Annotated in this window: 21 protein-coding genes and 1 pseudogene; 12 read left to right on the forward strand and 10 right to left on the reverse strand. The window is 68.3% G+C overall.

Annotated elements, in window-relative coordinates:
• Window positions 1-146: 146 nt before the first annotated feature.
• The 4 genes from ACIBI9_RS66360 to ACIBI9_RS66375 all read right to left on the reverse strand — a co-directional run bounded on the left by ACIBI9_RS66360 (window position 147) and on the right by ACIBI9_RS66375 (window position 6,520).
• Window positions 147-1,106: an alpha/beta hydrolase gene (locus ACIBI9_RS66360; RefSeq protein WP_397239141.1), complete on the reverse strand. Its 960-nt coding sequence runs from the start codon at window positions 1,104-1,106 to the stop codon at window positions 147-149.
• Window positions 1,107-1,269: 163 nt separating this feature from the next.
• On the reverse strand, window positions 1,270-2,265 hold the full coding sequence (locus ACIBI9_RS66365; protein ID WP_397239143.1) for an alpha/beta hydrolase: 996 nt from the start codon (window positions 2,263-2,265) through the stop codon (window positions 1,270-1,272).
• A gap of 133 nt (window positions 2,266-2,398) precedes the next feature.
• On the reverse strand, window positions 2,399-5,173 hold the full coding sequence (locus ACIBI9_RS66370) for an AAA family ATPase (RefSeq protein WP_397239145.1): 2,775 nt from the start codon (window positions 5,171-5,173) through the stop codon (window positions 2,399-2,401).
• Window positions 5,174-5,602: 429 nt separating this feature from the next.
• The gene (locus ACIBI9_RS66375; RefSeq protein WP_397239148.1) at window positions 5,603-6,520 is read right to left on the reverse strand and encodes a TIGR03619 family F420-dependent LLM class oxidoreductase; all 918 of its coding nucleotides are present in this window, start codon (window positions 6,518-6,520) and stop codon (window positions 5,603-5,605) included.
• 448 nt (window positions 6,521-6,968) lie between these two features.
• Between ACIBI9_RS66375 and ACIBI9_RS66380 the strand changes: the two genes are divergently transcribed.
• Window positions 6,969-8,024 carry a hypothetical protein gene (locus ACIBI9_RS66380; protein WP_397239150.1) on the forward strand — a complete coding sequence of 352 codons (1,056 nt, stop codon included), beginning with the start codon at window positions 6,969-6,971 and terminating at the stop codon, window positions 8,022-8,024.
• A 54-nt stretch (window positions 8,025-8,078) separates the two neighbouring features.
• Here the strand turns inward: ACIBI9_RS66380 and ACIBI9_RS66385 are convergent, their stop codons facing one another.
• Both ACIBI9_RS66385 and ACIBI9_RS66390 read right to left on the reverse strand, forming a co-directional pair.
• Entirely contained in the window at window positions 8,079-8,279 is a 201-nt protein-coding gene (locus ACIBI9_RS66385) for a hypothetical protein (RefSeq protein ID WP_397239152.1), read from the reverse strand.
• 7 nt (window positions 8,280-8,286) lie between these two features.
• Window positions 8,287-8,523 carry an acyl-CoA thioesterase gene (locus ACIBI9_RS66390; protein ID WP_397239154.1) on the reverse strand — a complete coding sequence of 79 codons (237 nt, stop codon included), beginning with the start codon at window positions 8,521-8,523 and terminating at the stop codon, window positions 8,287-8,289.
• A gap of 265 nt (window positions 8,524-8,788) precedes the next feature.
• On the opposite strand from ACIBI9_RS66390, the pseudogene ACIBI9_RS66395 reads away from it, so the two are divergent.
• The 6 genes and pseudogenes from ACIBI9_RS66395 to ACIBI9_RS66420 all read left to right on the forward strand — a co-directional run bounded on the left by ACIBI9_RS66395 (window position 8,789) and on the right by ACIBI9_RS66420 (window position 15,013).
• Window positions 8,789-9,720, forward strand: a pseudogene (locus ACIBI9_RS66395) (MBL fold metallo-hydrolase).
• 148 nt (window positions 9,721-9,868) lie between these two features.
• Complete coding sequence (locus tag ACIBI9_RS66400; RefSeq protein WP_397239156.1) at window positions 9,869-11,101, forward strand: branched-chain amino acid ABC transporter substrate-binding protein; 1,233 nt, start codon at window positions 9,869-9,871, stop codon at window positions 11,099-11,101.
• 3 nt (window positions 11,102-11,104) lie between these two features.
• Window positions 11,105-12,016: a branched-chain amino acid ABC transporter permease gene (locus tag ACIBI9_RS66405; RefSeq protein ID WP_397239158.1), complete on the forward strand. Its 912-nt coding sequence runs from the start codon at window positions 11,105-11,107 to the stop codon at window positions 12,014-12,016.
• Entirely contained in the window at window positions 12,013-13,566 is a 1,554-nt protein-coding gene (locus tag ACIBI9_RS66410) for a branched-chain amino acid ABC transporter permease (RefSeq protein ID WP_397239160.1), read from the forward strand. Before ACIBI9_RS66405 ends, ACIBI9_RS66410 begins: the two co-directional genes overlap by 4 nt.
• Entirely contained in the window at window positions 13,563-14,321 is a 759-nt protein-coding gene (locus ACIBI9_RS66415) for an ABC transporter ATP-binding protein (protein ID WP_397239162.1), read from the forward strand. The genes ACIBI9_RS66410 and ACIBI9_RS66415 overlap by 4 nt, the downstream gene beginning before the upstream one ends.
• Window positions 14,315-15,013 carry an ABC transporter ATP-binding protein gene (locus tag ACIBI9_RS66420; RefSeq protein WP_397239164.1) on the forward strand — a complete coding sequence of 233 codons (699 nt, stop codon included), beginning with the start codon at window positions 14,315-14,317 and terminating at the stop codon, window positions 15,011-15,013. The genes ACIBI9_RS66415 and ACIBI9_RS66420 overlap by 7 nt, the downstream gene beginning before the upstream one ends.
• 158 nt (window positions 15,014-15,171) lie before the next feature.
• Here ACIBI9_RS66420 and ACIBI9_RS66425 read toward each other — a convergent pair whose 3' ends face one another.
• Window positions 15,172-16,095, reverse strand: coding sequence for an SGNH/GDSL hydrolase family protein (locus ACIBI9_RS66425; RefSeq protein WP_397239166.1), 924 nt, complete (start codon window positions 16,093-16,095; stop codon window positions 15,172-15,174).
• Between the two features lie 240 nt (window positions 16,096-16,335).
• Between ACIBI9_RS66425 and ACIBI9_RS66430 the strand changes: the two genes are divergently transcribed.
• Window positions 16,336-18,378, forward strand: coding sequence for an ATP-binding protein (locus tag ACIBI9_RS66430; protein ID WP_397239168.1), 2,043 nt, complete (start codon window positions 16,336-16,338; stop codon window positions 18,376-18,378).
• Window positions 18,379-18,472: 94 nt separating this feature from the next.
• Here ACIBI9_RS66430 and ACIBI9_RS66435 read toward each other — a convergent pair whose 3' ends face one another.
• Both ACIBI9_RS66435 and ACIBI9_RS66440 read right to left on the reverse strand, forming a co-directional pair.
• Window positions 18,473-18,772 (reverse strand): hypothetical protein, encoded by a 300-nt coding sequence (locus ACIBI9_RS66435; protein ID WP_397239170.1) that lies wholly within the window; start codon window positions 18,770-18,772, stop codon window positions 18,473-18,475.
• Window positions 18,773-20,152: 1,380 nt separating this feature from the next.
• On the reverse strand, window positions 20,153-20,650 hold the full coding sequence (locus ACIBI9_RS66440) for a ricin-type beta-trefoil lectin domain protein (RefSeq protein ID WP_397239172.1): 498 nt from the start codon (window positions 20,648-20,650) through the stop codon (window positions 20,153-20,155).
• A gap of 458 nt (window positions 20,651-21,108) precedes the next feature.
• Here ACIBI9_RS66440 and ACIBI9_RS66445 point away from each other — a divergent pair, with 458 nt between their 5' ends.
• From ACIBI9_RS66445 to ACIBI9_RS66455, 3 genes are all read left to right on the forward strand, one after another.
• A complete protein-coding gene (locus ACIBI9_RS66445) occupies window positions 21,109-21,699 on the forward strand; it encodes a hypothetical protein (protein WP_397239174.1) in 591 nt (196 codons plus the stop codon).
• A gap of 410 nt (window positions 21,700-22,109) precedes the next feature.
• On the forward strand, window positions 22,110-23,177 hold the full coding sequence (locus ACIBI9_RS66450) for an integrase core domain-containing protein (RefSeq protein WP_397239176.1): 1,068 nt from the start codon (window positions 22,110-22,112) through the stop codon (window positions 23,175-23,177).
• Between the two features lie 15 nt (window positions 23,178-23,192).
• Window positions 23,193-23,831 (forward strand): hypothetical protein, encoded by a 639-nt coding sequence (locus tag ACIBI9_RS66455; protein WP_397239178.1) that lies wholly within the window; start codon window positions 23,193-23,195, stop codon window positions 23,829-23,831.
• A 62-nt stretch (window positions 23,832-23,893) separates the two neighbouring features.
• On the opposite strand, the gene ACIBI9_RS66460 is transcribed toward ACIBI9_RS66455, so the two are convergent.
• The gene (locus ACIBI9_RS66460) at window positions 23,894-24,151 is read right to left on the reverse strand and encodes an integrase core domain-containing protein (protein ID WP_397239182.1); all 258 of its coding nucleotides are present in this window, start codon (window positions 24,149-24,151) and stop codon (window positions 23,894-23,896) included.
• Between the two features lie 1,497 nt (window positions 24,152-25,648).
• Between ACIBI9_RS66460 and ACIBI9_RS66465 the strand changes: the two genes are divergently transcribed.
• Window positions 25,649-26,861, forward strand: a 1,213-nt coding sequence (locus ACIBI9_RS66465; protein ID WP_397239180.1) for a site-specific integrase, incomplete at its 3' end; no start/stop codon positions are given.

Raw genomic sequence — 26,861 nt, forward strand, 5'->3', positions numbered from 1 at the left:
GACGTCGGCGTCGCCCGAGAGGCTGCGCAGCGGGTTGGCGGCGGCGAACACGCCCAGGTCGTGCTCGCGCAGCCTGGCGACGACGCCGTCCCAGCTCGCCGACTCAGCGAACGCACCGTGGACGAGAACGACGGTGGGCGACGTGGTCATGATCCCTCCTTGAGGGTCTTCAGTGCGGTGGACAAGAAGTCGATGGCCTGGCGGATGGCCCTTTCGGCGGCGTGGGTGCCGCGCAGGGCGTTGAGCATCACGAAGTCGTGGATGACGCCCTGGTAGCGCACAGCGGTGACGGCGACCCCGGCCGCGCGCAGCTTGTTCGCGTACGCCTCACCCTCGTCACGGAGCACATCGGCTTCGGCGGTGATGACCAGCGCCGGCGGCAGCCCTGCCAGCTCTTCCAGGCTCGCCCGCAGCGGCGAGGCGGTGATCCGCGCACGCTCGGCGGGATCGGTGGTGTACTGGTCCCAGAACCACTGCATGCCGTCGCGCCGCAGGAAATACCCTTCGGCGAACTCGTGGTAGGAGCCGGTCTCAAAGGCGGCGTCGGTCACCGGATAGAACAACACCTGCGCCGCCAGCGGGATCCCGCCACGCTCCTTGGCCATCAACGTGAGCGCGATGGCCATGTTCCCGCCGACCGAATCGCCCGCGACCGCCAGGCGGGAGGCGTCAAGGCCATGGACGGCGCCGTGCTCGACCACCCAGCGGGCGGCCGTGTGGACCTGCTCGATCGCCACCGGGTAGCGGGCCTCCGGAGAGGCGCTGTAGTTGACGAACACCACCGCCGCACCGACGCCAAGAGCCAGCTCGCGCGCCAGACGGCCATGAGTGTGATCGTTGCCGAACACCCAGCCTGCCCCGTGCACATAGATGATCACCGGCAGCGGGACGCTCGCGCCTTCCGGCCGGAACACGCTCACCGTCAGCCCGTCAGCGACCGTGAGGAGTTCCTTGCTGGTGCCGGGCACCTCGATCTCGGGGCTCTGTACCTCGTCCACGGCCTTACGGCCGTCGGCGGGATCCAGGTCGAACAGGTAGGGCGGGTTGGCGGTGGCCTCGGCGAAGGCCTGCGCGGCCTCCTCGAGAACGGGTTTGTCGGTGGACATCCTGGCCTCTTTCCCTATGCATGATGTGCCGCCGCCGCGGCCTCACGGCTCAGCCTGGCAAACCACCTTTTCCGGACACATCAGTAAATTGACTGGTCTGTCGCTGGCCACAGCCTGGAGAGAGGAGACCTACCACCTTCGCGGACAAGGCGGAGTACCGGTGTCAGCGCCGGTCGGCCAAGGTGTCTTCGAGGAAACTGCCGCCCTGCCTGAGCGCGGCCACGGTGGGCGGACTGTCGCGCAGCGGGTTGAGGGACACGAAGTCGTGGACCGTCCCCAGGTAGCGCACACAGGTCACCGGTACGCCCGCCCGCCGCAACAGGCGGGCGTACTGCTCGCCCTCGTCCCGGACGACGTCCGCCTCCGCCGACACGATCAGCGTACGAGGCAGTCCCACAAGGTCCGCCGTGGTGGCGCGCAGTGGCGCGGCGGTGGGCTCGGCGAGCTCATGGTCGTCGTCGGTGTACTGCTGCCAGTACCACTCCACAGCCGCGCGCGTCAGGAGATAGCCGGATGCGAACTGCTTGCGGGAGGCGGTGTCGCAGTGCGGGGCGGTCGTCGGGTAGTAGAGCAGTTGCGCGCGGATGCGAGGGCCACCGCGCTGCTTGGCCATCATGGTGAGCGCCGTCGCCATGGTCGCGCCCGCGCAGTCGCCGGCCACCGCCACCCTCCGGCCGTCCAGGCCGAGGCCCGACGCCTGCTCGACCAGCCACGTCAGCACCGCGTAGGACTCTTCGAGCGCGACCGGGTAGCGGGCCTCCGGGGTGCGGGTGTACTCAGGGACCACGAAAGCGGCGCCGCTGACGGCTGCGAGCTCACAGATCATGCGCGCGTGAGTTCGCGCGTCGCCGAGCATCCAGCGGCCGCCGTGCAGATACACGACCATGGGGAGAGCACCGGCCGTGCCGGCGGACCGGAAGGTCCAGAAGCCTGCGAGCCCGGACGGGCCTACCGGCGCCACGGCATATTCGGCGTCCACGCCGAAGTCGTCGAGCGCGTGGCCCTGCATCTCCAGCAGCGCCTGCCGCCCGTCGACCGGGCCGAGCTGGTGCAGGTAGGGCGGCGCGGCCGAGGCGTCGACGAGCCGCTGAACGACGGGATCGAGGACGACCGCACAGCGGTCGGGCCCTCCTGCGCCCGTGACGGGCTCGAAACTCACGCGGCCTCACCTTTCCAGTCGTCGAACGGATCATTGAGCAGCGGCGCACCGGCCGTTGCGGCGAGCGTCCTCGTCTCCGCCCTCGATCCGCGAGGGCCGGAAGGAGCGTCCCCCAGAGGGCTCGACATGGCGGTCACAGATCGCCCAGCAGAGCGCGGAGCTGGTTGCGGCTGGTCACACCGAGTTTCGGATACACGTTGTAGAGGTGGTAGCTGACCGTGCGTGGCGAGAGCATGAGCTGGTCGGCGATCTCCCGGTTGCGCAGTCCCTGTGCTGCCAGCCGTACGATCAGGCGCTGCTGGGCGGTGAGATCCGCCAGCGGGTCTGCCGGGGTGGGCGAGGTGGCCACACCACTGGCCCGCAGCTCACCGCGCGCCTCTTCGGCCAGACCGCTCGCGCCGAGCCGGGTGAACGACTCCAGCGCCGTGGCCAGGAGCGGACGGGCGTCCAGGGGACGTCGCCGCCTGCGCAGCCACTGGGCGTAGTGGAGCCTTGCCTGCCCGCGCGCCAGCGGCCACTCCTCGCCCGCCGGATTCACCGTGGCAAGCCGCAAGTGGTGCTCGGTGTCCTTCGGGTCGCCGGTCAGCGCGTCGGCGTGGTGAAGCAGCAGCGTCATCCGCGTCGTCGGATGCGGGCCCAGCGCGGCGCGCACCGCCGCGACGATGCGCGCCGCCTCTTCCTGCCTGCCCGTCCGATGAGCGGCCACAGCCAGATCGGCGATCGCGCGGTGGGACAAGAAGTAGTGCAAAGGGGCGCCGTCCTCCTCGAACAGCAGCCGCACGTGGCGGAACGCGGCGTCGAAGTCGCCTGCCGCGGCGGCGGCGGTGCCGGCGGCACGCAGCAGGCGCGCGTGCGTGGCGCGGTTCTCCTCCAGCCCGACGGCGGTCCAGGCCGGGTCGGCCGGCATGACGGCGGGCTGCCCGCGCAGGGATTGCAGGGTCGTCCGCAGCGCCTCGACGTCGATCTCCAGGTGCCTCAGCTTGTGGACGGCCGCCAGCGTCGCCGTCATCTGCAAATGCTCGTCGGCCTCCGCCCACCGCCCCGTGTCGATCAGCGCCGAGGCCATCGTCGCGAGCGAGGGCGCGGCAGGGCCCATGGAGCCGTACGCCGCCAGCATGGCGTACGCCTGCCGAAAGAACTTCACGCACAGGTCGGACTCGTCGGCGTACCAGGCGACCGCGCCGAACGTGTGCAAGCGGGTCATCTTCGCCACGTCGTCCTGCGGCTCCGGCGGGTCCGGCCGCCGGAGAATCCGCCGCAGCAGCTGGGGGGCGGTCCTCGGATCGGCCCCGGCCAGGGTCGCGGCCCGCACTCCGTCGGAGGTTTCGACCGTCCTCAGCTCGGGGTAGGGCGTGTCCCGGCCGCCGGCATCGATCCCCTCGAGAAGGGGCGCGATCGGACGCCTGAGCTCGGGCAGTCCCGACTGGAACGCGACAGCGTGCATGTTGGACACCAGCGCGAGCACCGACATGCCATCCCGGGGATGATCCGGCTCCAAGGCGCTCCTCAGCACCTGGAACGCCTCCCTCTGGTGGCCGAACAGCGACAGGGCCAAACCGGTCCCGCACGCCGCGACGGCGAGCAGGTCCGGATCACGAGTCAGCGCCGTCACCTTGTCGTACAGCTCGCGCACCCACGAGGGGTCGCCGGCGTTGTTGGCGGCCCTGAGCGCCTTGGCGTACCGGCGTGCCCGGTCCTCCGCGGTGGGACTGCACTCCGCCGACCGCTCCAGCGCCCGCGCCGCCGCGAAGAATCCGCCGCGCCGCTCGGCGAGCTCCGCGGTGTCCTCCAGGGCCACGGCCACCGATTCGTCGTGGCCGACGCAGGCGGTGGCCAGATGCCAGGCCCGGCGGGCCGGATCCGCCGTCAGAACGGCCGCGAGGTTCCGATGCGCCCGCTGCCGGAGGTAGGCCGGGGCCCCGTGATACGAACCCGCCCGCGCCAGCGGATGCCGGAAGGCGACTCGCCCGTCCGCGACGGTGACCAGGCCAGCGGCCTCGGCGGGAGCCCATACCGCGATATCCGGCCCCGCGCCGGCGGCAGCCATGATCGTGGCGAGGTCTTCGTACTCCGACGCCGCCGCGTACAGGATCAGCCGCTGGGTGATCTCCGGCAGGCCTTGCAGACGCGCTGCGTACATCTGCTGGATGCGCTCCGTCCGCGGCAGCCCACCACCGGGCAGCGCTCCCGCGCCACCCATCCTGGCCGCCCGGCACAGCTCGATGATGGCCAGCGGATTTCCGCCGGCCTGCAGAAGCACATCGATCCGCGTACGGCCGGTGGGCGGGTGCGGCTGAGCGTCCACCAGCTCGGCCGCGGCCTGGTCGGTCAGCGGGCCCAGCAGCATGGTGTGCTGGTCCGCGACGACACCGTCCGGAGGCGTCTGCCCGCGTGCCGTCAGCAGCACGGAGACGGACTCCCCCGCGATGCGACGGGACACGAAGCCCAGCACGTCGAGAGAGTCGCGGTCGCAGTGCTGCAGGTCGTCCACGGCCAGCAAGACGGGCCGCCGCCGGGAGACGCCTGTCAGCAGCGTCAGGACGGCCACCCGCAGCAGCATCGGATCAGGCTGCCCGCCCACGGGCACGATGCCCACCGCGCTCTCCAACGCTGCCCGCAGATGCTCGGCAAGAGTGCCGAGCTCCGGCAGGACAGGAAGAAGCAGCTGGTGCAAGGACGCGAAGGACTGCTGCGACTCCGCCTCGCTGCCCTGACATGCCAGCACGACCCATCCGCCGTCGCGCGCATGGTCGGTGGCGGCGGCCATCAACCTCGTCTTACCGGTGCCGGCCTCGCCGAGCAGGAGCAGGATCCGCGATCCGCCACGACCCGCCTCGATGACGTCTAGAACGCGACGGATCTCGGACCGCCGGCCGACCAGCGTCACAGCGGGCTCAGCCGCACGCATGACGCTGTGCCCGCCGTCTCTCCGGCGCCTGCTCCGGAGGGGCTGGTGGACCGTGCGGGAGAGGCACAACCGGTCAGTTCATCCACGGCGTGCTTCCTCTCCTGTCGCATCACTGTCCCCGGACCTGCGACTACTCGGCCATTCCCGCCGCAGCGATTCCCGCATTCTTCCATCCTCCTCACCCAACGGCGGACACCGGGACTGTCCAGTGAACGGCTCTGTCTCTCCTCTTCATGTCCCCACACTGACGCGTCGGGCGTTTGAACCAACGCGGCCGACGACGGCCGTCCAGTGCGGATTCTGTTTCATGGGTTGTTGCTTCGGAGAACCCACATGAAACGATCTCGGGGCGCGCGACGACGGCTTCGTGCGCATGGAAAACCAACGACTGCCCCATACGGCCGCGGAAAGCGCGGCGACAGGATCGACTCAACCCGCGCGCAGCCCCGTGATGAGGGACTCCGCGAGATCCAGCAGTTCGCCGCGCGATCGTGTCGTCGCCTGCACGTCGACGAACACTTCATGCTCGCCCGCCGCGCCCAGGCCGGCCATGTACTCGGTGATCTGGCTGAGGGTGCCGGCATGGGGCACGTGAGCAGGGTCGGCCGGCTCATCAACGATCACCGGATTGAGCCGTATCACCATGCGCAGAGCGGATGGGTCCCGGCCGGCCCGCTCGGCGGCCTGCCGCGCCGTGCCCCACAACGACTCCAGGTACGGCTGAGGCAGTGCCACCCCCAGCCAGCCGTCGGCGCGCCTGCCGACGCGCTCCAGGGCCGCATGGGTGAACCCGGCGAGCAGGATCGGCGGACGGGGTCGTTGGGCGGGCTTGAGGTGAACGTGGGAAGGCGGCACCGTCCACAGCGGACCCTTGTGCTCCACCACCTCCTCGGCCCAGAGGGTCTCCATCAGGTCGAGTGTCTCCTCCAGCCGGGCGCCCCTCCCCTGCCAGGGCACCCCCGACGCCGCGTACTCGTCCCGCGACCAGCCCAGCCCGATGCCCACGTCCAGCCGCCCGCGGCTGAGCAGGTCGAGCGAGGTCAGGCTGCGAGCGAGCATGACGGCCGGCTGCCACAAGGCGTTGAGCGTGCTGGTCCCCAGCCGGATGTCGCTCGTGCTGAGGGCCGCCAAGGTCAGGGCGGACAACGGATCGAAGAACGTGGCGAAAGCCTCCGGAATCGTGCCGTCTCCTCCAGGATATGGATCACTGGGTGCCAGTGGCACGAGGATGCGGTCACTCGCCCACAGGCTGTCGTAGCCCATGCTCTCCAAACTCGCACTGGCGCTGCCGATGAATTCCGGGTCGGCGAAGGCGCCATATTGTGGTACCGCGAAGCCGATGCGCATGCAGGATCCTTTGTCCTTGAACGAAAAGTGGTCGTGGCGTGGAAAGCCGGGTCCATGCCGTCGCTCGCGTCACGTCAGCCGGCGTCCGGCCGCCAGATCCAGTCCCGCCGGCTGTACGGCGGGAGCGGCCGGCAGTTCTTCCCTGTCAAACTCCTTACTGGTCGCCGTTCCCCAGCAGTCAGTGACCTTCGCGAAATCGGGCCGCAGTGGTCTTCCGTATGGTCGGTGAGCGAACTGTCCACTTGCCAGCTCGTCCATTGCCCATGAACTGTCCGTTTCGGAACATGCGGCGTGGCGCGTGCCGTCAGCCGATGGCCTCCGCCGCCAAGCTGAGCGGCTGCTTTGCTGCGGCCCACTGGGCACGACCCTGAACGCGGTCGCGGCGCGCGCCGGCCGCCCCCTCAACCGCCTCCCCCTCCGGCACCGGCCGGCGGCAGGTGGACAGGAAATGGCCTGGCCGGTGGACAGGGAGCGGGGCGACCATGCCGGGACGGTTCACAGCATTCGATTCTCTGGAGAAAACATGATGATGGTCCGGCCCGTCAGCCGACGCGGTGTGCTGCGGGGCGCGGTGCTGCTCGGCGCCGCGGCGACCACCGTAGGCGTGACAGCAGCCCCTGCGACCGCCGGTCCTGCCGGGATACCGACCTACCGCTACCTGCGTGACGCCCTCAACGTTTCGAAGTTGCGTTACAACCGCGATGGCGAGTTCATCTTCCCTACGATCCGGGGGGTAGGAGACAAGATCAGCGATGCTCGCGCCCGCTACTACCTCTACTACGCCCCGCACGAGAATCCCGGCGGCATCTGTGTGGCGTTCAGTGACTCTCTGGACCGGGAGTTCGTCGAGCACACCGCCAATCCGGTGATCGACAGATGGCTGCCGAGCACCACCGTCAGCCATGTCTCCTCTCCGCACGTCATCTGGGATTCGGCCACCAAGCAGTTCTTTTGCTATTTCCATGGTGAGAACACCGTGACCCGGGTGGCCCGCTCCCAGGACGGCATCAACTTCACCGACGAGACGCCCATCCTGAGCACTCGCCTCATACCGGGGACCTCTGAAACGTCATATGCGCGGGTGTTCGAGCACGCTCTGCCGGGGCGTAACAACAGGTATGTCATGGTCTTCATGGGTGTCAGGAACGGTCGGCGAATCTTCTACGGCTGGTCTCCCAACGGCTGGGACAACTGGCGGTTCAGCCCGACTCCGCTCGTCAACCACGAAGCCGACGGCGTGAGCGACATCTCAGGCCCCACGTTGGTCAAGCGCAATGGCACCGTGTACGTCGCGTACCACGGCAGCGACGGCAAGATGCGCATCACTGAAGTCGGCGAGAACTTCGACAAGGAGGTCCACCTCGGCGTTTTCCACTCGCCGATCGCCTCTGACGAAGGCCGGGTGGCCGCGCCGTCCTTCGGCACGCATGACGGCACCGCGTACATGTTCTACGAGGCCGGAGCGCGTCTGAAGGCGCGCATCTGCATAGCCCGGGCCGTCTGAGCGGCCTCAGCGCTCGCGCTCGACAGCTCCTCTGAACTGTCGCGATCCGCGATCTCATGCCTCCGCCTGGGGTCCGAGCAGGGCCATGGCCGCCTTCCGGGTCTCCGCGCTGATGGGCGCCGACGTGAGGGTCTCCGGATCGATGTTGACGCTGACGCGGCGCCCTTCGGCATACACGATCGTCTGGTCGGACGAGAGGATCCGGAAGGCGTAGATCGCGCTGCTGCGTCCGATCTTGTCCAGCCAGAAGTGCACGGGCGGCTCAGGACACCCCGGTGATCGGCACGTGGTACGTGATGCTGAGGTCGCGGACGGCAAGGATCGTTTCCTTGAACGCCGACTTCGCCGGGTCGGTGTCCCAGCCCTGCTCGTTCCAGAAAGTGCTGACCGCGCGGTCCAGCAACAGGATGTAGTGGGAGTGGTGCAGCATCCCCGTGGGGTCGAGTTCGTCGAAGTGGACCCGTACGGGTGTGATGTGGCCATGTGATGGAGCGATCACCGTGATGTCCTTCGCTGAAGAGGGTGTGGCAGCGGGTGATTGGATGGTGGCGATCCTTCCGTCCTCTGTCCCCCGCTTCCCAGACCACTTGGCTGTCCAATATCCGGCCATGCGCTGTTCACCGCCGTTGGGAACCCCGCGACGGGCCACGCTCGCGCATTGGCCAGAGACCGGTCTGTGAAGTGGACAGTGCCGAACGCGACGCTGGGCCGGTGTGTTCGCGACAGGTGACGATGCCGGACATGGCCGGACGGACGGAGTGGTGATGGTGGGAGAGCATGCCGAAGTGGCACGGCTGCATGAGATCGTTCCCGGGGTCTTGGCCTGGGTGCAGCCGGACGGCACCTGGTGGGTGAACAACGCCGGAGCCGTGGCGGGCGACGACGGTGTCGTGATCGTCGACACGTGCGCGACCGAACGGCGTACCCGCCGGTTCTTGGAGGCGGTCGCTGAAGCGACCCGCGGCGCCCCCGTGCGGATGGCGGTGAACACCCATCAGCACGGGGATCATTCCTACGGCAACAGCCTGCTGCCGGACAACACCGTGATCTTCGGACACGAGGCGATGCGGGACGCGCTGCTGGCCGATCCCCTGATCGACGGGTGCCCGCCGATCTGGACCCCGGTCCCGGACTGGGGAACGTGACGCGCCGCGTTCCTGACGTGGCGTTCCGGTCCGAGCTGACGCTCCACTCCGGCAGGCGCCGGATCGAGCTGCGGCATCCCGGTCATGCCGCGCACACGACCGGCGACGTGGTGGCCTGGCTACCTGAAGAGGGTGTGCTGTTCACCGGCGACCTGCTGTTCAACGGCCTCACGCCCATGGTTTTGATGGGGTCGCTGGAAGGGGCGCTGAAGTCGCTGGACTGGCTCGCAGGCTTCGAGGCCGAGCACGTGGTGCCGGGACACGGGCCGCTCGCGGGCATGAGCGATCTGCCGGAGATTCTGGCCAGGCACGAGCGTTACTACCGCTTCGTGCTCGACGTCGCCGCGAAGGGACGGGAGAGAGGTCTTGCGCCGCTGGCCGCCGCGCAGGAGGCCGATCTCGGCGAGTTCGCCGGCTGGGCGGACGCCGAGCGACTGGTGCTCAACCTGCACCGGGCCTACGCCGAGGCGGCGGGCGGCGAGGTGGACCTCCTCACCGCCTTCGGCGACGCCATGACGTGGAACAGCGGGCCGCTGCCGACGTCCGTCTGAGCCGGGCGAGCACGAGCGTCCAGCAGCGTCGTGCTGCTCGGCCGGGCACTCGAATTGGTCAGGAATTGAGCTGTCATCCGGACAAACAGACTCCCTAGCTTGCTTCCGATCTGAAGTGACGTCACTACCGGGGCAAGGAGTTCCTACGTTGACAAGCAAGGTACTGACCGGACTGCTGGCCATCGGCGTTGTACTGGGCGCCGGCGCGTGCGGCGCGGACAAGACGGAAGCGGCGGGCGCGACCGGCGACTGCGGCACCAGCAAGGGCACGCTCGTCGTCGGCGTGATCGCCCCCATGTCGGGCAAGCTGTCGGCCATCGGGCTGGGCATCCGCAACTCGGTGCGGCTCGCGGTCGAGCAGGCCAACGAGAAGTGCGCGGTCAAGGGCTACAAGCTCACGATGGACGCGCAGGACGACGAGGCCAATCCGGACAAGGGTGCGACGGCGGCCCAGCGGTTCGCGGACGACGTGAACATCGTGGGCATCGTCGGGCCGTACAACTCCGGGGTGGCCCGAGCCATCCAGCCGAAGATCGCCGCCGCCAAGCTGCTGCAGATCTCGCCCGGCAACACCGACCCCGCGCTGAGCAGGGGCGCGGACTTCGCCACCGCGCCGAAGCGGCAGTACGACAACTACTTCCGCGTCGTGGGCACCGACGACCTGCAGGGCCCCTTCAACGCCCGCTATCTGGTGGAGACGGAGGGCAGGAGGAAAATCGCGATCATCACCGACGGCAAGGCCGTGGGTGAGAGCAGCGCGACCGAGTTCGCCAAGGAGGCGACGCGGCTGGGCGCCGAGGTCGTCATCCGGGAGAAGGTCAACGAGAACGACAGTGACTTCTCCACCGTGCTGACCAAGGTGAAGGCGAAGCAGCCCGAAGCGATCTTCGTCGGGTCGGAGTACCACGTCGCCGGGCCGCTCAGCAAGCAGGCCAAGGACCTCGGGCTGGACGTGCCGATCTCAGGCACTGACGGCCTGTTCGACCCGCAGTTCATCGCGCTCGGGGGCAAGGAGGGCGACGTCGTCACCTCGGTCGGCGCACCGATCGAGAAGCTGGACAGCGGCAAGGCGTTCGTGGCGGCGTATAAGGAGAAGAACTTCCCCGAGGGATTCGGCGGTTTCGGGGCGTTCGGCTACGACGCGGCCAACGTGGTCATCGCTTCGGTCGGCAAGGTGACCGCGAACGGCGACTGGAGCGGATCTCCCGAGCAGCGGGCGGAACTGGTCGGCCAGGTGCAGGCGTACAAGAGCGATCAGGGCGCCAACGGCACGATCGGTTTCGACCAGTACGGCGACAGCGTCAACAAGATGTTCACCGTCTACAAGGTCACGTCGGGCGCCTGGAAAGACGTGCTGAGCGGCCAGTTCGAGGCGAAGTGAGCCGTGGCCACGCTCATCCAGCAGATCGTCAACGGCCTGGTGCTCGGCGCGCTGATCGGGTTGATCGCGCTGGGCTACACCATGGTCTACGGCATCTCCCAGCTCATCAACTTCGCGCACGGTGAGGTGTTCATGGTGGGTGCCTTCGGCGCTCACTTCACCGCCCGGTACCTGCTGCCGGAGGGGACGAACTGGTATGTGGGCCTGCCCGCCATGTGCGCCGCGGCGGTGACGGTCTCCGTCGCCGTCGCGGCCACGATGGAGCGGCTGGCCTACCGGCCGCTCCGCGGCGCGCACAAGCTGGCACCGCTGATCACCGCGCTCGGCGTGTCGATCCTGCTGCAGGAGGTCGTCCGGGTGTTCTACCCGGGCGCCACCGCCCCGCTGGCGTTCCCACGGGCCTTCGCCGACGGCCATCTGACCGTGGGGCCGATCATGGTGCTGTGGACCGGCGTGCTGGCCCTGGTCGTCGCGCCGCTGCTGGCCGCGGCGCTGCACGTGTACGTGGAGCGCTCGCTGCTCGGCCGGGCCATGCGGGCCACGGCCCTGGATCCCGACACCGCCCGCCTGATGGGGATCAACCTGGACCGGGTGATCCTGGCGACGTTCGTGATCGGCGCGATCCTGGCCGGGGTCGGCGCCGTGTTGTACGGCATCCACTACACCCAGATCGACACCGCCATCGGCTTCCAGAACGGCATCTTCGCCTTCACCGCGGCCGTGCTCGGCGGCATCGGCAACATCCGCGGCGCCATGCTGGGCGCCGTGTGCATCGGCCTGGTGAAGTCACTGGCCGGGCAGTACGCCTGGGGTGGGGCCCAGTACGACTACGTCTGGGTCTTCGTGCTGCTGATCCTGGTGCTCATGTTCCGCCCTCAAGGATTCCTCGGCCGCCCGGAAGGAGAGCGGGCATGACTCTCGAGATGTCTCAGGCTCATGATCTGGCGAGCCGCGCCGAGTCTTCCCCGCGCGGAAGGCGGGAGATCCTGCCTGTGGCGGGCGCCGTGCTCGTCGTGGCAGGCGCCCTGCTTCCCTGGGCGAGCGTCGTACTGCCGGCCGGTCCCTATCCCGACCGGGCCACGCTGCAGTTCTTCGACGCCCCCTACCTCGTCACCGGCTTCCGACTGCACCTGATCCTGCTGGGCCTGATGGCGCTGCTCCCCCGCGCCCGCAGGCCGGTCGGTACCGGCGTGCTCGTCATCGCCCTGGTGCACACGGCCTTTCTCACCGGTCTTGGTGCGCTGTCGGTCGGCGGCCCGATCACCCTCGCCGCCGGGGCCCTGCTGGTGTGGCCGGGCCGGGCAGCGGGGAAGGCGCCGCAGTGGCGGCTCCCGGGCCGGGCGGTGGCCTGGCCAGTGCTGCTGGCCGCCTTCGCCGCCCTGTTGTGGCTGGTGTCGGCGACGTTGACCGCGGGCGGGCAGAGCAGGGCCACCAACCCTTATGGCGGGGCGGAGTTCCTGGCCTTCTGCGGCTTCGGCCTGGCCTTGGTCCGGACGTTGTCCGCATACGGTGTGCCGGCCTGGCTCGCGACCCTGACCGAGCGGCACCGGCACTTCAGCGTCACGGTCCTGCTCGCCTGCGCGATGCTCCTGCCGCTCACCGAGGCGGGGACGGGCTATTGGATGACCGTGGCGTCCACCATCGGCGTCTACGCGGCCACCGCGATCGGTCTCAACATCGTCGTGGGCCTGGCCGGGCTGCTCGACCTCGGCTACGTCGCCTTTCTCGGTATCGGCGCCTTCACCGCGGCGAACCTGGCCCACACGCTCCCCTTCCCGGTCGCCGCCCTGGCGGGCGCGGCCACCGCCGGCTTCCTCGGCGTCATAGTCGGCGCGCCCACCCTGCGCGTACGCGGTGACTACCTGGCCATCGTGACCCTCGCGTTCGGCGAGATCTTCTTCAGGGCCGCGCAGAACGACATCGGCGGCCTCACCGGCGGCGCCGATTCCATTCCCGGCATCCCGCCGATCACCTTGTTCGGCCACGCCTTCGACCAGCCGGTCGGCGGCCTTCCCGCGGGCTTCCTCTACTACGCGCTCGCCGTGCTGATGGTGGCCGCGGCGATGGGGGTGCTGGCCAACCTCAAGCACAGCCGCACCGGGCGGGCCTGGCTGGCGATCAGCCAGGACGAGGACACCGCCAGGGCCATGGGGGTGCACACCGGACGGGCCAAGATCCTCGCCTTCCTCGTGGGCGCCACGCTGGCCGGCCTGGCGGGCGCGATCTTCGCGCACAAGCTGGGCACCGTCGGGTACGAGAGCTTCGATTTCAGCGAGTCCGTCACCTTGCTGGCCGCCGTCGTGCTCGGCGGGATGGGCACGATTCCCGGCGCGGTGGTGGGCGCGTCACTGCTGTTCGTGCTGCCGGAGAAGCTGCGTGAGTTCAGCGACTACCGGCTGATGCTCTTCGGCCTGGCCCTCATCCTGATCATGCGTTTCCGGCCGAAGGGGCTGGTGTCCTCATGACCTTGACGGCAGAAGGCGTCTCCATGGCGTTCGGCGGGCTGGTGGCATTGGAGGATGCGACGGTGACCGTGCCGGACAGCGGGATCGTGGGTCTGATCGGCCCCAACGGAGCCGGCAAGACCACCCTGTTCAACTGCCTGACCGGCCTGTACACCCCGACGTCCGGACGCGTGCTGCTGGACGGCCGCCCCCTCCCGGCCGATCCCGCGCAGGTGATCCGCAGCGGTGTGGCGCGAACCTTCCAGAACATCCGGCTCTTTTCGGAGATGTCCGCGCTCGACAACGTCCTCGTCGGCCGGCACACCCGGATCAGGCAGGGCCTGCTGAGCGCACTCTGGCACGGGCCGGGCCTGCGCGGAAGCGAGGCCGAGGCGGCCGAGCGCGCCCGCGCCGAACTGGCCTTCACGGGACTCGACCCGGACGGCCGCATATCGGCACGCAACCTCGCCTACGGTGACCAGCGACGGCTCGAGATCGCCCGAGCGCTGGCCAGCGACCCGTCGGTGCTCATGCTGGACGAGCCGACCGCCGGCATGAACGGCCAGGAGACCACCGCCATCCGCACGCTGATCGGCGCCATCCGCGACCGCGGGATCGCCGTGGTCGTGATCGAGCACGACACCAAGTTCATCTTCTCCCTTTGTGACCACGTCTACGTCCTCGTACGTGGACGGCTGCTGGTCGATGGCCCGCCGGAGGCCGTGCGCACCGATCCCCGCGTCATCGAGGCCTACCTGGGAACCGCCGAATGCTAGAAGTGAACGCGCTCTCGGTCGCCTACGGCGCGATCGAGGCGGTCAAGGACGTCAGCTTCACCGTGGGGGAAGGGCAGATCGTCTGTCTCGTGGGCGCCAACGGCGCGGGCAAGAGCACCACGCTCAGAACCGTCTCCGGCCTGCTCCGGCCACGCCGCGGCGAGATCCTCTTCCAGGGCCAGCCCATGCACCACCTGCCCGCGCACTCGGTACTCGCCGCCGGCATCGCGCACTGCCCGGAAGGCCGCAGGCTGTTCACCACCATGACCGTTGAAGAGAACCTCCTCCTGGGCGCCTACCTGCGCAAAGGCCGCGAAGTCGCCCTGGACCTGGCCCGCGTCTATGAGCTGTTCCCCGTTCTCGGACAGCGGCGCACCCAGCGGGCCGGGCTGTTCTCCGGCGGCGAGCAGCAGTTGCTGGCGATCGGCCGGGCCATGATGGCCAGGCCTAAGCTGCTCATGTTCGACGAGCCCACCATGGGCCTGGCCCCCATCATGATCCAGCAGATCCTGGACACCGTCCGCGCACTCCGCGACCAGGGCACCACGATCCTCATGGTCGAGCAGAACGCCCTCGCCGCTCTCACCTTGGCCGATCACGGCTACGTGATCGACCTCGGCCGCACCACCCTCTCGGGCCCAGGCCGGGACCTGCTCGCCGACCCCCGCGTACGCGCCGCCTACCTCGGTTAGCCGACGTTCTGTCCCGTGAGGTTGGAGTACGCGGCCGGCGGGAGGTAGCGGAACACGATCTCCCGCCGGCCGCCCTGGGACCGCGCGACATCCGCGCAGGACATGGTGCGGCTCGCGGACCAGCCGCGCCGTGTCCTGCTGGGAAACCTCAGTCCGCGTCAGTTCATGTGCTTGGCCAACGCCTGGGAGACAGTGCCGCCCAGGCTGATGATCCCCGGCAGGTTCGGGTGGGCGGCCGCGGGCGCGATGCCCCCGCTCGGGCCCTTCTCGGTGAACAAGGGCTCGATCCAGCGCTGCTTCTTGCTCTGGCACATGTCGTGACCGATCGACGGGGTGTAGGTGTCGATGTAGAGGGCGCCGGCCTTGCGGGCCTGCTCGGCGAGCACGCGGTTGAGCCGTACCGTGATGTTGCGCAGATACTGGAAATCGCCGTCAGCGAACGGTACTTGGGCGGAGCGGCAGCTCTTGCCGCTGTCCGGGAGCAGCGACGGGTAGCCGACCAGCGCGACCGTGGCTTCCGGGCTCTTGCGCTTGACGTCGGTCACCACGTCGGCGAAGCGCGACTTGACCGCGTCGAGGCGGGTGAGGATCTTGTCGGCCGTACCCTCCTTGTACGTCTGGCGGCACGGGTCGCCGGTCGGCTGCCGCAGGCCAAGGGTGGCGCAGGTGGTGACGAGTTCCGTGAAGCCGATGTCGTTGCCGCCGATGGTCACCGTGACCAGGTTGGTGTCCTTCTTGAGCGCGCTGATCTGCTTCGGCTCGCCACCCTCCGCGTTCCAGATGCTGCGGGTGGTGGCGCCGCTGCACGCGACGTTCTGATAGCTCTGCGGTTGGGCCACCGCCCGCAGCACGGACGGATAGTTGGTCGCGCCGCGGCCGCACCCCGCGTCCTGGACGGGAGTGATGCCGTAGCCGGAGGCGAAGGAATCGCCGAGCGCGACGTAGCGGATGCCGGGCACGGCGCCGCTGCCGGCCGAGGCGGCTCCTGTCCCTGCGATGACAAGCGCGGCACAGGCGCCAAGGACGGCGCTCGCCGTCACGGTCGCGCGACGGACGGTGCGCAGGCGGGTGTAGGGGGACATGAAGCAAGCCTCCAGCGGGGTATGAGCATGATGCGGAGACCCGGCCCGTCTCCGCGCAGAGCATGGTGGCGGGTCCGGATCTTCCTGAGGCACCCTCGTAGCGGGAGTTGTCCATTTGCCAGCGCGTTTCCTGTCCATTCCGGTTTTCCTGGGTCGGCATGGACGGCCCCGGAGCAGAATGCGTAGAAGTACACAGATGTGCGCCTGATCTGGCTGTCTGGAGTTACTACAGTTGTCCCCATGAGTTCGGGGGACGAGCAGGATTTCATGGTGTTGGAACGGCGTCTGCAGGCCATGCGTGAGCGAACCTTTACCGGCAGGGAGGAAGAGCTCGGCGTCTTCAGGTCGGCGCTGCGCGGTGCCACCAGCGTCCTGTACGTCCACGGCCCCGGCGGCGTCGGCAAGTCCGCGCTGCTGAGGCGCTTCGAGCAGGAGGCGAAGGCGGCGGGGCGGCCCGTGACGACGCTGAACGCGTACACGCTGGACCCTACGCCCGCGGCGTTCGAGGCGGAGGCCGGAGCAGTGCTCGGCGACGAGCGCGGGGTGCTGATCATCGACACCTTCGAGCGGGTGCAAGGTCTGGAGGGCTGGCTGCGCGAGCGGTTCCTCCCGCGCCTGCCGGTCGGCGCGCTGGTCGTCGTGGCCGGGCGCGTCGCGCCGGACCTGCTGTGGACCGCCGACCCCGGCTGGGCGGAGGCGCTGCGGGTGATGCCGCTGCGCAATCTCGCGCCCGCGGACGCGGCGGCGTTGCTGGACGTCCGCGGCGTGGCGGATGACCTGCGCGGGCCGTTGCTGGCCTTCGCGGGCGGCCATCCCCTGGCGCTGTCCCTGGGGGCGGCAGTGGCCGTCAAGGACCGTGCGGCGAGCTCGCGCTGGACGCCCGCGCAGGACGTGATATCCACTCTGCTCGACCAGCTCGTCGGCGAGGTGCCCAGCGCCGCGCACCGGCACGCGCTGGAGGTCTGCGCGCACTCGTACGTGACCACCGAGGACCTGCTGCGCGAGATCCTGCCGGACGACGCCGCGGCCCTGTTCGCCTGGCTGCGCCGGTTGCCCTTCGTGGAGTCCAGCCGGCTCGGCCTGTTCCCCCACGACGTCGTCCGCGAGGTCCTGGAGGCCGACCTGCGCTGGCGCGACCCGCAAGGATACGCGGACATGCACCGGCGCATCACCGCCTTCCTGGCCGGCAGCGCGCGTGTCACCAGCGACGCCGAGGTTCTCGGAGCCGTCGGCTCGCTCTTCTATCTGTACCGCGCCGTCGGATCGACGGCGGAGTTCCACAGCTGGCGGGGCGACGGCGAGGTGTACGAGGACGCCTTCCGCCCCGAGGACGCCGAGGCGCTGGCACGGATGGCCTCGGAGGTGGAAAACGACGAATCGGGCGCCGCCGTGGCCTACTGGACCGCCCGGCAACCGCAGGCGTTCCGCCTCTACCGCAGGGCGGAGACCGGCGAACTGGTGGGCTTCTGCTCCTGGCTGCGGCTGTCCGAGCCCTCCGAGGAAGAGGCGCGGATCGATCCGATCGTCGCCACGGCCTGGGTCAACGCCCGCGCCATGGCGCCGCTGCGGCCCGGTGAGCACCTGGCCGTCGGCCGGACGTGGGTGCGCGCGGAATACAGCGGCGCGTCCCCGGTCACGGACCTGATCCAGTGGCGGGCCGTCGGCTACTGCCTGCGGGCCGACCGCATGGCCTGGTCGTTCATGGCCATGCGCGACGACGACCCCATGCGTGACTACCTGCGGACCTACGACATGCACGACGTCGGAGAGCACGCCTGGCTCGGCAACACCGAGTACGCGCTGTTCGCCCACGACTGGCGGGCGATCACCGCGCAGGCCTGGCTCGACCGGCTGGACCGGCTGCTGCTCGAAGGCCCGCAGGAGGCCGTGGCCGTCCCGGCGTCCAGCATGGCGGTGCTGTCACAGGCGGAGTTCGCCGACGCCGTACGCAAGGCGCTGCGTCACCTGTCCCGCCCTGGTGAGCTGGCCACCAATCCGCTGACCCGCACCAGGATCGTCGTCGAACACGGCGGTACGGATGCCGCCAAGGCACTGCGGGACCTCATCGAGCAGGCCATCGGCCGCCTGAGCGGTGATCCGCGCGCGGACAAGTTCCATCGGGCCCTGGTCACGACCTACCTCCGCGGCGTCCCGACGCAGGAAGCCGCCGCCGAGCGCCTGGGACTGCCCTTCACCACCTACCGCCGCCATCTCACCGCCGGCATCGAGCGCGTGTCCGAGGAGCTCTGGCACCGCGAGATCTACGGGGTGGCCGCCGGCTGAAGGTGGGTCGCGGCCGTGCCATCCCCTGTCCAGGAGCTCGTCGAGCCGCTCTCCAGCACATGATCCGAGTACGCGCTGCGCAGGCAGTGCGGCGTCAGCGCCTTGTCAGGCCGAAAGCGTCCCGGTAGGCCGCGAACCGGCCCTCAATCTCCTTGGTTCCCAGACGACCGCGCCGCTCCGTCGGCCAGAGCGCGGGCTGCGGGCCGTCACGGAAGCCGGGCCGGATGTTGATCAGGTAGTCCTGGACCGCGTCCACCGCCCACGGCATCAGGCTGAGGACCGTCCGCCGCCGTGGCGGAAGGCCCTTGGCGTCCTTGCCCGCCCGTACGTACAGGGAGCCGAAACGGCCCAGCTCCGGTGCGTCTTCGTGCGGATGGGAGTCGGTGACGTCCAAGGCGGACGCCTCCGAACAGCGCGGTCCCCAGGCGTAGAACGGTGGCGTCCCGGTAGCGGGCCAGGGCTGCCTTGTGACCGCGGCGCAGCGCCACGTCGACCTGTGTGTCGGCGTGGTCGAGAAGGCCCTGGATCTCTTCGCGAGTCATCGGCCGGCGTCCCGGGTCGCCGTGGTGGCCGGCCAGATGGGCGTCCGTGTTCCAGTCATGGCAGACCTGCTCGGGCGGCCTGCCGAAGTGGGACCGGCGCTGCGCCGGCCACCCGCTGCGGGGCTCGGTGACGTGGTCGCGGAAGAACCGCAGCGCGGCCTGGTAGCCGCGTACAGTGGAGTGCGCCCGGCGCAGGTCGACGTCAGATGGATGATCCACCTGTCGACGTGTTCGGGTGACCGCTGCCACGGGTGGGCGCCGGTTAATCTGGCGAAGCGGCGCACGATCTGCTCGCGGAAATCAAGCGTGGACGCCTGGAAACGTCCCGTGCCACGCTGTTGCCGCAGCCAACCTTCGAGCACCGCGTCGAAGACGTCGTGCTTGGAGCAGGCCCGGATGATCTCGTCCCCGTGTGTCCGCCTCGTGGACGCCACGCTCAGCACATCAGACATCGCCGTACCCGTTCCCTTCATATGCTGTTGGCCGCGCCTATCAGGTTTCGGCCAGCTCACGCGCGGAGCCCGGTCTCACTGGACGAACACCACATCCCCTGGTTTGACAAGCCCGGCTGTCCCATCACGCGTGACGCCCTGGTCGACGATGACCACGCGGTCGTAGGTGAACGCCGGCTAGATACCCGCGCAGCTTCTCCAAGGAGGTGACCCGTGAGACGCCGACGGAGGAGCCCATGGTGGCCGACTCAACGTACATCGGCCGGCCACCTGCCCTGCCGGTCGATGATGACGAGAGCGGGCTTGTACAGATCCCCCGGCAGGGCATCGAGCACTGTCTGCGCCAATTGTGGCGACACCTCGTGCTCGGCGGACGGCCCTCCTGCCGACACGGCCACGCGCAGGCGTTCAGTCCCTTTCCATGAGAGAGCGCGCCATTGCGCGCCACCGGACCTGGCGAGTATCGGCTCATCGCCTGGCCTGTTCCCAGGCCATTCACTGTCCACTTCACGACCGGGGGGCCGTGACCAGAGCGTCTCCCGCACGTATCCACCGGCCATGACCGACAGTTCGCCGTCGAAGCCGCCGCCGTCGGGAGGACCCGGCGATGGGCAGGGCGTCGTACCAGGTGGGGAACCTGTGTTCGGCACCGGTGCGGCACACCGTTCGGCGCCACACCGGTGCCGCCCCGCGGGCGGTGGGAGAGCCGACCGCCGCGCCGTACGAGGGGGACACCGGGTCCACCGGGCTAAAGGTGGCGTGCGTACGCGATGGGCGTGGTCACACCCACACTCTCGTCCAGTCCATCTTTCCCGCCTCGGTACATGGCGGGCAACTCACCGAGAGAGAGACCGTGCCGTCGTTCCAGGCGGTCAGGTCCTTTCCGGCGAAGTGCTTGTTACGCCAGTATCTGTAGGAGATGCCTCCGCCGGAGAAGCCGCCCCACTCCCACTTGTACCGGTAGTCGCCGTCCACGCACGGCAAGACCCGGACGTCCTTCTGCGACAGTGCCGCCATGCAGCCCTGACTCACGCTGCCCCGGTTCCTGACGAACGTCATCTGAAAATTGTCGTAGTGCTTCCAGTTCTGGTTGGCGACGTTCTTGTTGCACTTGGCCATCATCAGGCGGCCCGTGTCGGTGTGCGCCTGCACGCACAGGCCGGACTTGACGTTCTTCAGCAAGAACCAACCGGTCTCAGCCGACGCCGGGATGGCGCCGGAGACCAGCGTGGCGACGGTGGCCATGACGGCGGCGGAGGCACCGAGTGCTCTTCTCATTTTCGAGTGATCCCATCCTGTGGAGCTGGAAGCCGCCACGCTCGCACGGCGAAGTACTCGTAATGGAGATCACTTTTTGACCAACCCACGGAGCACGGCCGACCGCGGGGGTTCGCCGATCCCGGCCTGGACAGCTGCGTGCCGAGGCGACCGCCACCCTCGTTCATCGCAGCCTGGACCCGGCCCTCGTGAGGCCCACCGGGGCAGCACACCACAAGCGCCGGCGACCGCCTGGACGCCGTTCTCCAGGGTGTCGATCGGTCATGCCGGGCGGCGGAGGCCGCAGAACTGGGCGCGACGCTGAACACCAAATGATCTATCAAATGGACAGAAGTCCGTACGACGCTGCGAAGGCCTTGTAAGCCCCACCGCTGCCCCGTCGCAGCCGGACATCCTGGAGACCGAGACCCCTATGGTCGGGCAACTCTCATCCCTTGTGCGCCGCGTGTCCTTGGCCGGTGCCACCATGGCGCTCGCCCTGGCCGGACGCCGACTCGGGCTGCCCCGCTGTCAACTCGTCGTTCCCGACCTACGTCTCGGCCAGGAAGTGCGCCGAGGGCGTAGTACGCACCAGTTACACGCTCTACTTTAAGAAGGATGGATTCGCCCCCGGCGACCTCGGACACGGTCACGACTTCGAGTACGTCATCGTGGAGTGGCGCAAGCGCGACGGCGCCTATTACCGGGACAAGCTGATCATGAGCAGGCACGGCAAGCACTTCGGCCGCAACTGGGCCGATGTGGAAAGCTGGAACGGTGCGCGCGCCGGCGCCGGCCTGGGCTTGGAGCATCCGGCCATCTACGTCGGCTGGGGCAAGCACGCCATGTTCAACGACCAGGGCGGCCTGAAGGACCTCGCCTCCCAGTTCACCAACGACGAATACCGCAGCACCACTTGGCGGGTCTGGCCCAAGAACATCTGGCTCGTCGGCGACAAGACACACGCCGGCCTGTGGGATCGATACAACTGGGGGTCTGCGACCAGCACCCCTGAGGTCGTCTCCCGCAACCTGTGCAAGTACACCTGGATCTACGAACCTGGCGTATGACCGGCTTCCGACCGACTGGGTTCCGGGAAGTGAGACCTGACCCGGGCGGCCGGAGCCTTTCAGGGGGCCTGTACGACGCTGCTGGTTAACTCGCTCGGTGTCGGCTGGTTCGTGATCTGACGGCGTCTGTTCTTGATCACGTTAGTGGGAGCAGCCGTCGCCTTCGTCCTGCCTGCGGGATAGATAGAGGTAGCGGTGTCAATGCAGCGCAGGCCGTGGCCCGAGCCGGCGCCGGAGGTCGCGGCGGCGATCCGGGCGATCCACCGGCGTAAGTGGCAGGTCTACGGCGCTAATGGATACGCCCTCCTCGAAACCTGAAGGGTGTCAATACTCCGTTCGCGGTCGTGAGCTGCGGGTTCTCTCGGCTTCCTGGTCGGAGCAGTGGCCCCGGTCGGGCATGCTCGAAGCTCGTGACTCTCCGTCTCCTCTATATGATCTTCTGCCGCATAGTGGGCTGGCTGACGCTGCTGGCTCGTAGCGACGCCTCCAGGAACATGGAGATCCTTGTCCTGCGGCACGAGGTCGCAGTGCTGCGCCGTCAGGTGTCCCGTCCGAGGCTGTCATGGGCGGATCGAGCGGTGCTGTCAGCGCCCGCCCACGGACTGCCGTTGGTGCTGCGCGCCCACCGACTGGTGACACCAGGGACGCTGCTGCGCCAGCACCGGCGTCTGATCGCACGCCACTGGACCTACCCGCACCGGAGGATAGGACGGCCCGCGACCGATTCGGCGGTCGTGGCGTTGATCCAAAGGCTGGCGCGGGAGAATCCTCGCTGGGGTTACGAGCGTATCCATGGCGAACTGCGGCATCTGGGCCATCAGGTGAGCGGTGCGACGATCCGTCGGGTCCTGAAACGGAGGCGCTTGGGTCCGGCGCCGCGACGCGCCGATGACCGCTGGCGTGACTTCGTCCACGCCCACGCCGCAAGCACGCCGGCGTGTGATTTCTTCACGGTGGACACCGTCACGCTGCGCCGGTTGTACGTCTTCTTCGTGGTGGAGGTCGACACCCGGCTCGTGCACGTGCTCGGCGTGACAGCGCACCCTGATGGCGCTTGGGTTGCCCAGCAAGCCCGTAATCTTCTCGCCGATCTGAAGGACCGTGCCGGCGCGTTCCGTTTTCTGATTCGGGATCGGGACACGAAGTCAACCAGCAGCTTCGATGAGGTGTTCACCGGCGACGACACTCAGGTGCTGAAGATCCCGCCGCAGTCGCCTCGCGCGAACGCGTTCGCCGAGCGATGGGTACGGACCGCACGCACGGAGTGCACCGACCGACTGCTGATCTTCGGCGAACGGCATCTTCGCACCGTGCTAGACGAATATGCCGATCATTACAATCGCCACCGGCCGCACCGCTCCCTCGCCCTCCGAGCTCCCACCAATGATGACTCCGACGTGATCCCGCTGCCGCCGAGCCGGATCGAGCGTCGTCACGTTCTCGGCGGGCTGATCAACGAATACCAGCGCGCTGGCTGACCAACGGATGCAGCCATGAAGAGACAGGTCAGGGCCTTGGGCCGAGTTTTGACACCCTTCAGGCGGAGTTGGCACAAGACAAGCGAGATGGTTGGATCAGCCCAGCGAAACAGGGTGAGAGGCTCGTGCGCCATGGGAGTCTGGAACGTCAGGAACGATGAAGAGCGACAGCGGTGGGACTACGTGCCGCTGGTCAGCGTGGGGCCGCTGCGGTTCGGGATGGGTTATCAGGAGATCATCGATGCCCTCGATCCTTTCGTACAGACGGGCGGCGTCGGCTCCGGGGACAGGCCTGTTGCCCGGCGCTACCCGCAACTTGGCGTAACCGTCTACTACGACGGTGACATCCGTCTGGCCGGAGTCGCGGTCGATACCCTCATCGGTCCGCAGGTCATCCTGGACGGTACCGCTCTGGTCGCCCAGGTGCCCTCGACGATGGAAAAGTGGATCCACGAGTACGCGAAGGCGCAAGGATATGAGGTCAGCTACATCCACGAGGGCAACCCGGCAGCGCCGGACCTGGGCTTGATTCTGCGCGTGCAGCGGGCAGGGGACGTCGTCCTCACCCGGCCGCTCTTCCTCCTCCGGGAGCGAGGGGAGTGGGCGCGGGAGCCGTGGTACTGCGTCCATGCATACGAGTGGGCCATCCACTGATCCACCCTGTGGATGCCAGAACCCAGCCCTCTCACGCGGCCTGCGCATATTCATCAGGCCGCTTAGGCGATCACGCCCGATGACCTTGATATCGCCATCGACAGGGCCGGAAAGGGCGCAAGTGGAGCGGCCTGGCCGAGAGCACAGTGGGGGCGATGCTCGTAGAAGTACGCCTCGTACTCGGCCAGTACGTACCGGAAGCGTCGGACGTTGACGATGAGAATCCGGTCGAGGAGCTCGCGACGTAGACCGCCGATCCAGCGCTCAACAAACGCGTTGGCATGCGGAGCCGCAGGAGGCGACTTGAGGATGCGCAGAATCTGAACCCCTCTGCCCGATCACTCAACTCCACCATCGGGTTTCTGGCCTGTTGGGTGGCCCATGCCCCGGTGGGGTGGTCGGTTCCCCCGAGGAGCACGTTGTCACAGTGAAAGAAGCCGCAGGCCGAGATCCCAAGGCGGGCGGGAACCGGGCGGCGTTCGCACAGGGACGGCGGGGCCATGGGTACGCGTGCTGCCGTCCGTGCCAGCCCCGGCGCGGGGAGCACACTCAGCGGGTCGGCAGGCTGACGACCGAATCGGGACCATCCGGGGCCCGAGCGGGGCAGCATTGCGGCGTGCTCCCTGCTGCAATCAGCAGCAGGTCACCTCGTAAACAAACGCAAAGTAGGAATGATCAAGGGATGCCACCCGCCCCATGATTGCTCGTTGGATGCTCGTCGGCACCTGATACGGCATAGCACCGGATGGCATTCTTGGACATTTTTGGTAACGGCATTTACGGACGGAGCAATACATTGGGACACAATGGGATAGGGCTCGGCATAATATCTGCCGACTTTTAATCCGTAGGCGCCAACTCCCCGCACAGCGTCGCTCGCGTCTTGTATGCCGCCATGACCGTTGCCTCCTCAGGTCCGAGGCAGCCTACCGCCAATCAAGGGCGACGAGTGTGCACCAGAAAAGCCTGCTTTGTCCGATAATCATGGTCGAACCTTTGCTTCGTCTGCGGTCCGAATTCGGACCTGATCGCAGGTATTTAAAAGGTGACAGGGATCAGGTGGCTCGGGTGATCGGGCCGCACCAACGTGACACCACCTCACCGCAACGCAACACCACCGAACGACATCATCCGCCGTGCACCGCGACCGCGGGCCATACCGTTTAGCACGACCGATGGCCCTCAACTGCCGATCGATGAGCCCATCGGCAGAGACCGCGCGGTCATTGCGGGCCGGCGTGCTGGAAACGGCTGTCTCATCTCGCCTGCACGGGGTGGGCGCATTCCTGCACGCCAGGGCCGCCCTTACTCGGTGGCGCCTCCGAGAAGCAATACGCCGTGAGCTGGCGGCGACGCCGTGTGGAGACCGCCGGTGCCCCCGGCCCGGCGTTGACCGTCGGATTCGGCTTTGACCGTCACCATCCAGATGGGCGTCGATACGCCCTGTCTGGCACGGCCATCGATGCGACGGGGTGACGACCACGGGCGTGCTCGCCCGATCACGCCACCGCATCGGCCGCGCCGGACGGGAACACGACGACCCCGGCGCTCCACGCCGTACAGACGGCGGCACGGGCAACAGGATCGCCGTACGCCCATGTCCAGCGATCGCCAGGGTCGTGGCAGAGCGAGACATCGCGGGATGAGTGCTCGGAACAGGACATCTAATGGCACGCCCTTTGACCAAGGCGACCAGTTCCTTCACCAGCCGCTCCGGGACTGGGCACAGCAACCCTGCGCCGAGCGCCACCCCGTCCCTGCTCACCACCACACCCGCCCCACTCAACAGCACCGAAGAGAAGAGGACAGGCACCACGATGGCTGAAGGACGCACGTTCAAACGCTGCTCCTGTCGCGACAGCGACGGCAAGGCGCTCGGGCAGCAATGCCCCAAGCTGCGCCGCTCCGACGGCGGGTGGAGCTACCGGCACGGCATCTGGAACTACCAGATCGAACTCCCGCCCGGACCCGACGGTAAGCGGCGCGGGCCGCTGCGCCGCAGCGGTTTCGCCACCCAGGACGCCGCCAAGGACGAACTCGGCCACGTGCGCGATCTGCTCGCGCTGGCCGACCCGCGCGAGCCCGCCACCCGTACGCAGATCGCCGACCTGATCAAGCGGACGCTGGCCGAGACCGGCACCCTCCCGGAGGCGGACACGATCCGCCGCAAGATCAAGACCAGGCAACATCTGACCCGGGAGATCACCGTCGAGCAATGGCTGGCCGAATTCCTCAACCGCAAGCGGAAGATCGAAGAGACCACCCGCCGCTCCTACGAGGGCCACATCCGCCTCTACCTCACCCCGTACCTGGGGCGGCTGCGGCTGGATCAGCTCAAGGTGAGCGACATCGCGTTGATGTTCGAGCAGATCGAGGAGTTCAACGACACCATCGCCGAACGCCGCGCCGACCCCGACCCGCAGGTGCGCGAGAGCGTCAAGTACCGGCGGCCGATCAGCATCGCCACCATGCACCGCATCCGCTCCACCCTGCGACACGCGCTCAACATGGCCATGCGGCAGGACCGGCTGATCGACTTAAACCCCGCAGCGGTCGTGGAGATGCCCGCCCACATCCGGCCCAAGCCGCTGGTGTGGACCGAGGACCGGGTCCGCGCCTGGCAGGAAGACTTCCGCACCTACCGGCAGATGGAGAAACAGCGCCGAGGTGGGCGGCGGGTCGATCCGATCGACGCTTATATCAGTGTGCCGCGCCCCTCCTCAGTGATGGTGTGGACGCCCGCCCACACCCGCCTGTTCCTCGAAGAAGCCCAGCGGCATCGCCTGTTCGCCCTCTACCAGCTGATCGCGCTGCGCGGGCTGCGCCGGGGCGAGGCGTGCGGGCTGCGCTGGAAAGAGGTCGATCTCAACAGCCAGACCTTGACCGTGAACTGGCAGATCGTGCAGCTGGCCTGGGACGTTCATGAGGGCACCCCGAAGACCGACGCCTCGGTGCGGACCATCGCCCTGGACACCGACACGGCCCGGGTGCTGCGCGCCCACCGGCAGCAGCAACGGCAGGAACGGCTGG

This window comes from Nonomuraea sp. NPDC050451 (assembly GCF_044458585.1).

Excerpts from the sequence above, each read along its gene's own strand:
- ACIBI9_RS66415 (WP_397239162.1), top strand. The coding sequence starts at position 13,563 with ATGACCTTGACGGCAGAAGGCGTCTCCATGGCGTTCGGCGGGCTGGTG.
- ACIBI9_RS66420 (WP_397239164.1), top strand. The coding sequence starts at position 14,315 with ATGCTAGAAGTGAACGCGCTCTCGGTCGCCTACGGCGCGATCGAGGCG.
- ACIBI9_RS66425 (WP_397239166.1), bottom strand. The coding sequence starts at position 16,095 with ATGTCCCCCTACACCCGCCTGCGCACCGTCCGTCGCGCGACCGTGACG.
- ACIBI9_RS66370 (WP_397239145.1), bottom strand. The coding sequence starts at position 5,173 with ATGCGTGCGGCTGAGCCCGCTGTGACGCTGGTCGGCCGGCGGTCCGAG.
- ACIBI9_RS66455 (WP_397239178.1), top strand. The coding sequence starts at position 23,193 with ATGAAGAGACAGGTCAGGGCCTTGGGCCGAGTTTTGACACCCTTCAGG.
- ACIBI9_RS66410 (WP_397239160.1), top strand. The coding sequence starts at position 12,013 with ATGACTCTCGAGATGTCTCAGGCTCATGATCTGGCGAGCCGCGCCGAG.
- ACIBI9_RS66360 (WP_397239141.1), bottom strand. The coding sequence starts at position 1,106 with ATGTCCACCGACAAACCCGTTCTCGAGGAGGCCGCGCAGGCCTTCGCC.
- ACIBI9_RS66430 (WP_397239168.1), top strand. The coding sequence starts at position 16,336 with ATGAGTTCGGGGGACGAGCAGGATTTCATGGTGTTGGAACGGCGTCTG.
- ACIBI9_RS66440 (WP_397239172.1), bottom strand. The coding sequence starts at position 20,650 with ATGAGAAGAGCACTCGGTGCCTCCGCCGCCGTCATGGCCACCGTCGCC.
- ACIBI9_RS66380 (WP_397239150.1), top strand. The coding sequence starts at position 6,969 with ATGGCCTGGCCGGTGGACAGGGAGCGGGGCGACCATGCCGGGACGGTT.
- ACIBI9_RS66375 (WP_397239148.1), bottom strand. The coding sequence starts at position 6,520 with ATGCGCATCGGCTTCGCGGTACCACAATATGGCGCCTTCGCCGACCCG.